This is a genomic window from Falcatimonas sp. MSJ-15, assembly GCF_018918265.1.
In the GTDB taxonomy this organism is placed as follows: domain Bacteria; phylum Bacillota; class Clostridia; order Lachnospirales; family Lachnospiraceae; genus Falcatimonas.
Map to the genome: position 1 here is coordinate 26972 of NZ_JAHLQC010000025.1, position 9914 is coordinate 36885.

General features: G+C 31.0%; 7 protein-coding genes and 1 rRNA gene. All 8 read right to left on the minus strand.

Features of this window, described 5'->3' with window-relative positions:
- Positions 1-62 precede the first annotated feature (62 nt).
- Entirely contained in the window at positions 63-1139 is a 1077-nt protein-coding gene (gene rfbB / locus KQI85_RS15145) for a dTDP-glucose 4,6-dehydratase (protein ID WP_216576881.1), read from the minus strand.
- A gap of 124 nt (positions 1140-1263) precedes the next feature.
- Positions 1264-2211, minus strand: coding sequence for a glycosyltransferase family 2 protein (locus KQI85_RS15150; protein ID WP_216576882.1), 948 nt, complete (start codon positions 2209-2211; stop codon positions 1264-1266).
- Positions 2212-2291: 80 nt separating this feature from the next.
- Positions 2292-3080, minus strand: a complete 789-nt coding sequence (locus KQI85_RS15155) for a glycosyltransferase (RefSeq protein WP_216576883.1) — start codon at positions 3078-3080, stop codon at positions 2292-2294.
- A gap of 33 nt (positions 3081-3113) precedes the next feature.
- A complete protein-coding gene (locus KQI85_RS15160; protein WP_216576884.1) occupies positions 3114-4475 on the minus strand; it encodes a DUF6056 family protein in 1362 nt (453 codons plus the stop codon).
- Complete coding sequence (locus KQI85_RS15165; RefSeq protein WP_216576885.1) at positions 4465-4992, minus strand: hypothetical protein; 528 nt, start codon at positions 4990-4992, stop codon at positions 4465-4467. Before KQI85_RS15165 ends, KQI85_RS15160 begins: the two co-directional genes overlap by 11 nt.
- A 494-nt stretch (positions 4993-5486) precedes the next feature.
- The gene (locus tag KQI85_RS15170) at positions 5487-7238 is read right to left on the minus strand and encodes an N-acetylmuramoyl-L-alanine amidase (protein ID WP_216576886.1); all 1752 of its coding nucleotides are present in this window, start codon (positions 7236-7238) and stop codon (positions 5487-5489) included.
- Between the two features lie 267 nt (positions 7239-7505).
- Positions 7506-9581 (minus strand): family 10 glycosylhydrolase, encoded by a 2076-nt coding sequence (locus KQI85_RS15175; protein ID WP_216576887.1) that lies wholly within the window; start codon positions 9579-9581, stop codon positions 7506-7508.
- A 214-nt stretch (positions 9582-9795) separates the two neighbouring features.
- Positions 9796-9914, minus strand: a 23S ribosomal RNA gene (locus KQI85_RS15180); the annotation flags it as partial.

Below are 9914 nucleotides of genomic sequence, written 5' to 3' on the forward strand. Positions count from 1 at the left end.
GAAAGTCTCCTCCTAAACCTTTAATAGGACAGGCATTAATACTACCTGTCCTTATATTGTCATTATTTATACATTTCGCTATAGTATTTCTGGTAATCACCTGAAGTTACATTATTCATCCATTCTTCATTCTCTAAGTACCATTTAATTGTAAGTTTGATACCATCTTTGAACATTGTCTCTGGATACCAGCCAATCTCAGCTTTAATCTTGTCTGGTGCGATAGCATATCTTCTGTCGTGACCTTTTCTATCTTCTACATATGTGATTAACTCTTTTGATACAAGTTTCTTTCTCTCATCTGTATCTGGTAATAATTCCTGTAAAGTTTCAAGAATTATTGTAATAATCTCTATGTTCTGTTTTTCATTATGTCCACCGATATTATATCTCTGACCTAATCTTCCCTGTTCCTGAACCATATCAATTGCTTTTGCATGATCATCAACATATAACCAGTCTCTTACATTCTTACCATCACCATATACTGGTAACTTCTTACCATGTAATGCATTGTTAATGATAAGTGGTATAAGCTTCTCAGGAAACTGGTAAGGTCCATAATTGTTAGAACAGTTTGTAATGTTCGCTGGGAACTTATATGTGTCTATATATGCTTTAACTAACATATCTGATGATGCTTTACTTGCTGAATATGGGCTGTGTGGATCAATTGGTGTTGTCTCATAAAAGTATGTATCTCCTTCTTCAAGTGAGCCATATACTTCATCAGTTGAAACATGAAGGAACTTCTTATCTTCCTTAAATGTTCCATCTTCTAATTCCCATGCTTTTTTAGCTGCATTAAGCATAACTAATGTACCAAGCACGTTAGTCTGTACAAAAACCTCTGGATTTCTAATACTTCTGTCTACATGACTTTCAGCTGCAAAATGAACAACTCTATCAATGTCATTCTCAGCAAAAATCTTCTCAATTGCTTCTCTGTCACAGATATCAGCTTTAACAAATGTATAGTTTTCTCTGTTCTCTACGTCTTTAAGGTTTTCAAGATTTCCGGCGTATGTAAGAGCATCAACATTAATTATTCTGATCTCGTTATCATACTTTCTAAACATGTAGTGGATGTAGTTTGAACCTATAAAACCTGCACCACCTGTTACTAGATATGTTCTCATTGTAAATTTCCTCCAAAAATAATTCTTCACATTATCAATTCCGTATTATATCATCTATAATATATATATTCAAGAATAATTTTCTTATTAAATTCTTAAGTTTGACCCAAGTTTGGTTTTTCACCTATTTTAAAAGCTCTTCGCTTATTATAAATCTTGGTCTTTGTTTTACTTCATTATATATTTTTCCAACGTACTCACCAATTATGCCTAAGCAAAGTATCTGTGCTCCACCAAAAAGACATATTAATACTACCGTAGTAGTCCAGCCCTGAATATTTCTTCCCATACAGAATCCTATTATCACATATATCAAATATATAAAACTTAAAAATGATACTATTAATCCTGCTGAAGTAATCATTCTTAAAGGTTTTACACTACATGAAGTAATACCTTCAACTGCGAATGATATCATCTTAGACAATGGATATTTAGATTCACCTGCAAAACGTTCATTACGTTCATATTCAACTATTGCAGTTTTAAATCCTATCATTGGTATTATGCCTCTTAAGAAAAGATTAACCTCCTTAAAATTAGCAAGTTCATTCAATGCTCTCTTGCTCATAAGTCTGTAATCTGCATGATTATATACTGTATCTACTCCAAGTTTGTTCATAAGTCTGTAGAACATTAATGCTGTTGTCTTCTTAAAAAATGTATCTTTTTTTCTTGAATTTCTAACACCATATACAATCTCAGCACCATTCTTGTATTCTTCCACAAATTTATCTACAGCATCAACATCATCTTGCAAATCTGCATCCATTGATATTACCATATCTGCATATTCTTTTGCAGTCATAAGACCTGCTAAAAGTGCATTCTGATGTCCTTTATTTCTGCTTAAGCATACTCCGGTTACATATTTATTAGAAGTATAAAGTTCATTTATTATCTCCCATGTTCTGTCCTTAGAACCGTCATTTACAAGCATTATCCTACTGTTTTCAGATATTGAATTTTCTTCAATCATCTTATCAAATTTTGCTGTAAGTCTTTTTACTGTTTCATGTAATACTTCTTCCTCATTATAACAAGGAATTACTATATACAATGTATCATTCATTTCTTTCACTCCCATTTTTGTATCTTTTATACCTTTATTCTTAACAATTAACGTAATTAATATCTATGATATTCTTCGCTTTAATTATAAGTATCGTATGCTTTAACATAAACTTTCATAATCAAATTTGTAATCCACTTTGGCCAAAATTTGTTAAACATATATATATCATCATACTTTCGTGTATCATTCACAATGAATGACTTTGTAGTAGCACCATCATGAATTCTATAATATGCATACGGTTTATTAATATAAACTGTTCTGCCTTTCATACATGCAAATTTGTAAAATGTATCCCAATCAAGAGAAAACTTAAGTTCAGATGTAAAGATTGTATCTCCTACTCTTTTCTTATTATATGTCACTGTCGGACAACATATAGTATTGCCTAATGCTAATGTCATTTTCTTAACAAATTTTATCTTGTTAAATCCCGGAATCAACAATGGACATCTAAGCACTTTTTTAATTTTACTATTCTTATCTCTCTTGCCTGTCTTTCCATTAAGAATTGGCATATAATCTGTATATATCATGTTGATATCATCATATTTTTTAGCAGTTTCAAGTATAACTTTACTATACTCTTCATTATATATATCATCCTGATGTGCAACTGTTACCCAATCTGTATCTGCTTTATTATATGCAAAATTCCAATCATCCTGAATATCACTTTTTGTAGTCTTTATATAATATGGTAAAGAATACTTCTTAGCAATATTCTCAATATACTCACAAGGTGTTGAAGTACACACTATTATCTTGCTCTTAATCTTCTGAGATACAAGTGACTGTATACATTCTTCTAAATAAGGTGATTCCTTATATGCCGATATTGCAAATGTGTGATTAATATTCTCCATAACTTTCACTCCTAATAGTATTTTATTTAATTTCTATATAATACAGGCAAACATATCAAGCATTACAAATACTGATATTGTCAGTATAGCTGCCACTATGTTCTTTCTCTTTTTGTCTGTTAACATCTTCTTCTCATCAATCTCACTATAGAGCATAACCCCGATAATTATTATCGCAAAGAACATTGCCGAAAATGTTCTTGTTCCCGAAGCCCATATAGTTGGTGAAAATGCCATAGCCACTCTAGATGCTGTTCCACCTACTAAAATTGCAATCGTAAATAGCGATTTCCATGTATTTTCAAAAATCAGATACAGCGATAAGATGAATGCCACGCAAGGAATTATAAGCAGAAGCAATTCTATAAGCATCTCTTTATCTCCACAAGTCTGAATATTTATAAGTCCTGTTCTTGATACTGCTACAGTATATCGTGCAAATCCACCAAAATCATTCTGATAAAAATCTTTTGGCAATGAGTATATAATAACTGCAGTTACTGGTAAAACTGATGTGATTCTAAAAAGTATACTATCGTATTTGTTCCATACTATAATTGCAATTAATGCACATACAATTATGAAAAACCATATTCTTCCAAACCATACTCTCCACAAGGCTGATGTAATTCCTATATCCACCTTATCTAAGAAACTCATAGCTTCATAATCTCTAAACCAATGTCCTATCTCGCTTGTACTTCTATTACTGTTACCCGGTGCTGTCATTGTAAATACAAGGCTTGCAATAATTAATATGCATTGAACAACATAATATTTGTTTATTTTTTTATTTGCTAACATATATATCAAAAAGCATCCATATACTACAAAAATCACAACAAGTTCAAGTTCTTCATTACATGCATATACAAGTGCAAGTGAATATAATACATATTGATACTTTTTAATCTTCTCTCCGTCAATAATCTTTCTTATTGGAATTAATGCTGCAAATCCTGCTGCTATTGGCCAAAAATATGTCATTGTTGTTGTCATCCATCCAGCAACGCCACTACAATATACAGGATACATAAGTAAGAATCCTACTACTACCCAGTTTCCTACTCTTTTATTATTTTTCACAGCCAATTTTGATACTGATTTTCCCATAACTACTGCAAAAAGAGCATTTAACACAACCCATATATTCCTATTAAATCCAAGTACCACATGAATAATTCCATTAACAATTACTCTTGATGACCAATAAAAATAATCCTTAACAATCAGATTCCATTGATCCATTATTGTAAGGTTCTGATATTTTGGTATAAGATCTAAATCATCACCAAATTGAATTGATGTTCTGAATATCACACAATAGATAAGAAATAACACTATAAATGGTAATTGTTCACTATAATATTCTTTTTTTGCCAAATTATTCTTCATCGTCACCACTCCACTCATCAACTGTTGTATCAAAAGGAACTATATATTCCTTACCTTTGTCTTTCACGAGCATATATACTTCATAATCTTGCTGTGAAAGATTCAATTCTTCATAATTGGTATATGCATAAAAACCACATATATCAACGCCTGTATTCTCTCCATATATATCCAATATATTCTCAACATCTTCATCTGACACATCAATTCTCATTGTTGGAATCTTATAACACTCCTGTGTCTGTATATTCTTAAGCAGAATAGTATATACTGACATCGTTGCCTCTGAATCAGGCTTTACAAGCCATCCAGATATACTTAATTGTCCTTCTTCACAGATAAGCTCATCAATATTATACTCAAACTGTTCTGTAATTTTGCTTTCATCAAACGTATACTTATCCACTTTAAGTTCCATTCTCTGCATTACTTTCCACCATATAACTACCCCAACTATCACTATCAGGATTGTTAATATAATTAGTTTCTTTGCATTTCTAACAAACTTCTCATCCATATTAAATTCTCCCATTACAACTTTTATCATAATTACCACAATTCTTTAATTGTAATTATTCTTATTTTTTCAACATCTTATCAAGAATAACACACTTAAATTTATTTTTCAATGCCACCAAACAAAGATTAAACATATCTTAAGATTTTAGGATAAATAAAAAAGGCAAGGATACTTTTTTCTTTATTTTAGTATCTTTGCCTTTTTATATACATTACTACTACATTCTATATTGTTTTCAACTATAATCATCTATACTATGATTAATCAACATTGTAACTATCTAAGTCATAATTAGGGAAGCATTATAACTATCTGACATTGTAACTATCTAAGTTATAATTAGCTAAACATTATAACTATCTAACAATGTAACTATCTAAGTTATAATTAGAGCAACATTATAACTATCTGAATTATAATTATCACTATTATACTTTTTTTATTATATCATCAAAATTCTGATTATATAACATTTTATTATTTGTTTTTTATTACTTGTCACAATTTCTGCCTTCATCATATCCATAGTTCATATAATGCAGATAATAAAGCTTATTATTATCACCAAATGCATTCTGCAAATCAGTATATTTATTCTTATATATATTAACATCAAAGCTCTGATTAGCTTTTCTGCCCTCATTCATTCCTGATTCAACAAAATGTTTTATATATGCATAATCATCATTGCCAAATGCTCTCTGAAGATCTTCATATTTTGCTCTATAATATTCTTTATCATATACTAACGAATAATCAACATTTTTATATACACCTGGTTTTTCTGCTTTTCTACCTTCTTTTTTACCATTCTGAATATAATGCAGATAATATATCGCCTTATTATCACCAAATGCATTACGAAGATCCGCATATTCATTTCTATAGAATTCCGGATTAAATCTCTCTGAACCTCTTCTGCCTTCCTTCATTCCGCAATTAACAAAATGTTCTATAAGTTTTCTTGGATTCTTGCCATATGCCATCTGAAGATCACTGTATGTATTATAATAGTACTCTATATCATATACATCTGAATAATCTACTCCATTATAATATGCCGGATTCTCACCATATCGTCCTTCTTTTTTGCCATTATGAATATAATGTATCATATATCCTGCATTATCACTTCCAAATGCTCTCTTTAGATCAGCATATCTATTCTTATAATAATTAACATTAAACTCCTCACTTGCCTGACGTCCTTCTCTTATACCATTTGTAACAAAATGTTGAAGAAGTTTCTGTCCATCATAGCCAAATGCATTCTTAAGATCTGGATATTTATTAGCATAATAATATTTATCAAACACACTGCTGTAATCTGTTCCTGCATATACAACATCTGGATCTATTGTAAGTCCAAAATATTCTGCAATTCCAAGTGCATCTGCCTGTGCCAATGAATGAAGTGCTGCATCATTTTTTATAACCTGTGCATCACTTTTATTAGATACATAAGCATGTTCAATAATAAGTCCATTAACATCAAGTTTCATACTCCAGCGAACTATTCCATAATAATCTGCAACAGCACCATTCTCATACGTTGTTCCATCTGTACAAAATCTTGTAAATAATCCATCTCTTGCATCACCTGAAGTCTCTCTTACAAATCCTCTAGCTGCTATATGACCTAATATCTTATCGCCTAATGTCTTTCCTTCTTTTGCTCTTTCGCTATTATACTGCCCACCTGCAATAAGTGCTTCTGCACCTCTCTCATATGAATAATCTGATGAATTAAAATGTATACTAATAAGAGCATCAGCCTTTAATTTTTTTGCCATCAGTACTCTTTCATACAGACTAGGTTTCTCATTCGTAGTCTCTCGTGTCATATATACTTCTACATATGGATATTGCAACAGTTCATCTCTTAGATACTGTGCCACCTTTAAGTTCAAATCTTTCTCAACAAGTCCATTCTTAATAGCACCAGGATCATTGCCACCATGTCCCGGATCTATCACAATAACCAATGGATCATTGGCATACTTAAAAGTTGTTGCATAGATATTACTGTCTCCTAATGAATTCTTAACAAAAAATGATGTCATAAGAAGTATTGTCGCAAGTACAAAACATAATATCTTATTAACTTTCTTTTTATTATTTTTATTATCTTTTCGATTCTTTTTAAGCATTGAGATATTATTAATTTTATAACCGTTTATACCATATCCCTTACTGCCGTCAAAAGAATGTGTTTCTTTATCTATAACATTCTCTATTATCATATATTCTGTCCTCCATCGTATTCTTAGTCATATATCGCATATTTCATGTTATATATTTCATATCGTATTGCATGTTTCATATCGTATGCATGTTTCATATCATATTACATGTTTCATATCGTATGCTCTGCATCATATATTTCATGTTATCTTTTTCATTCATTTTTAATATTGAGTTATTATGATTCTATAACAATTCATAACATATAACATATTTTTTACTACCTAAAAAGTTTGATGCTTTGTTTATAATATTCTATACTATCTTTAATTGCTTGTCAAAATGCTAGGTGCTGCTATATTAACAGGTGGTTTTGCACCTTTTTCAAGACATATAAACTGTACTGCCTCTACTCTTAAGGACATTCCTGTTGTTCCAGCTATCTCACCATTCTTAGCCCATCCTAACCAGCCTTTATTCTGTACATGTACTCGATAATAAACATCATACTTGTCAGACAGTTCACTTGTTAATTGAATCTGCATCGCTTCAATTCTAAGGCTTTTTCCAGTAGTTCCGGCTTCTTCACCATCTTTTTTCCAGTCCATCCAACCAATATTTTGCACATGTACCCTATATTTAATACTTCCAGCAAGTGTAGTATTTACTTTATTAATCTTAACAGTCTCAAGTCTTCTGCTTTCGCCAACTGTTCCAACATTATCACCACATAGATATGTATCATTTTTCCATCCATAATTCTGTACATGGGCTTTCATATTAATTATATTAACAGCATTTAACACAGATGCTGTGTTTTTTTGGATAGCAATTTCATTCTTATTTACAAGCTTCGCCTGTATAGCATCAATACTCTTCGCCATCTCTGTTGAACCTGATGGCTCACCATTAGATGTCCATTCTGTCCAGCCTATATTTCTCACATATGTTCTATATATAACATCATATTTATTCGAAAGTTCACCTGTGAGTCTGATCTTTACAGCTTCAATTCTTCTTGAATTGTCATTCTCGCCTGCTATAGCATAATTCTTATACCATTCAGTCCATCGGGTATTATTCATATATACAGAATATTCAACATCACCACTTACTGTCGGATTATCAACAGCTAATCTTAATGCTTCTATCTTCTTAGAATTTTCTCCTAATGTTGCTGTATTGCCATTTGTAATCTGTTTGGTCCAACCACTGCCTGTTGTATATACCTGATAAAACAATGTATCAGAAATGTGGTTATAATCATTAAGAAAAGTCTTCACATTATTAAATTCTGCTTTTGAACTATCATCATGTAAATGTGCATATCTAAATAATGCAAAACCAGAGACATTATTTAATTTTAATTCTGTTAGTTGTTCATACAGATTATCACTTCTTGTAGACCATCCTATATCACCAGATACATTCTGACCACACTTATATAATGCAAGTCCAACATATAGCTTTGTACTTCCATTATAATATGATTTCCATTCATTCAATACTGTTGAAAATTTTTGTATTGAACCATCATTACCATAATTATTAGACCAATATATCTGTGGCATAATATAATCAACATATCCTTTTGTCGTCATCCATTTAATAACATCTGCACCATTGTTAATACAACCGGCTATATCTCCATTTGGACTTATACCAAATATAACATTTGGATTATATGATTTAATTGTAGCATATACATTAGACACAAGTCTATCAACATTTGCAATTCTTTCTTCTTTTGTCGATTCCGGATAAGCTTCTCTTTTATAGAAATAATCATCAAAGTGTATTCCGTCTACATCGTAATTATACAATACTTCTTTAACACCAACTGTAATCAAATCAATCGCTCTCTGACTGGCAGGATTTAATATTAAACACGCTTCATCTCCTGATAAATATTCTGTTAACATATCTTCTTTTCCATTTACCCAACCAGATTGTTTTACCTCGACAGTTTTCGCAGTTGTTGTTGATACTCTATATGGATTAAACCATGCTTCAAACTTTAGCCCATTTTGATGTGCTATCTCTATCATTACTCTAAGTGGATCATATCCAGGACCTGTACTACTTGATGTTATATATTTTGACCATGGATAATAAGCTGATGGATATATCGAATCAGCAAATGCCCTTACTTGAACTATTATTGTATTCATACCATCTAATGCAATACTATTACACATATTGGAAAAATTAGCACGAAATTCATCAATATTTTTATCTTTTAATTCTGAATAATCCAGATATGATATCCATACTGCTCTTTTCTCCATTGTTGAATCAGCATATACTGCTATCGGTTTATAATAGGTATTATTAAAAACCATAGTCAATATAAACAATATCATAATAGGTACTGCTATTCTTATTCTTAATTGTTTCTTCACAATATACACCCCTCTTTATCTTAAATACTTTAGAATGTATATCGTGTTTTTACAAGTTATTCTTTGCTTATTCTTAATAACTTTATACTTTTTTTATATATTACATAAAGAAAAAGACCTAACTTAAAGTTAGATCTTTCTATATTATATATTCAAAACTACACGCTGAATTTATATCTTTTAGAATCCTTTTTCTGAGGTTAACCTCTTTTTCTTGGTTAAGTCCTCGACCTATTAGTAACAATCAGCTGCACGTGTTACCACGCTTCCACCTTTGTCCTATCTACCTTGTCGTCTTCAAGGGGTCTTACAGCTTGCGCTTGGGATATCTCA

Excerpts from the sequence above, each read along its gene's own strand:
- KQI85_RS15150 (WP_216576882.1), bottom strand. The coding sequence starts at position 2,211 with ATGAATGATACATTGTATATAGTAATTCCTTGTTATAATGAGGAAGAA.
- KQI85_RS15165 (WP_216576885.1), bottom strand. The coding sequence starts at position 4,992 with ATGGATGAGAAGTTTGTTAGAAATGCAAAGAAACTAATTATATTAACA.
- rfbB (WP_216576881.1), bottom strand. The coding sequence starts at position 1,139 with ATGAGAACATATCTAGTAACAGGTGGTGCAGGTTTTATAGGTTCAAAC.
- KQI85_RS15160 (WP_216576884.1), bottom strand. The coding sequence starts at position 4,475 with ATGAAGAATAATTTGGCAAAAAAAGAATATTATAGTGAACAATTACCA.
- KQI85_RS15170 (WP_216576886.1), bottom strand. The coding sequence starts at position 7,238 with ATGATAATAGAGAATGTTATAGATAAAGAAACACATTCTTTTGACGGC.
- KQI85_RS15155 (WP_216576883.1), bottom strand. The coding sequence starts at position 3,080 with ATGGAGAATATTAATCACACATTTGCAATATCGGCATATAAGGAATCA.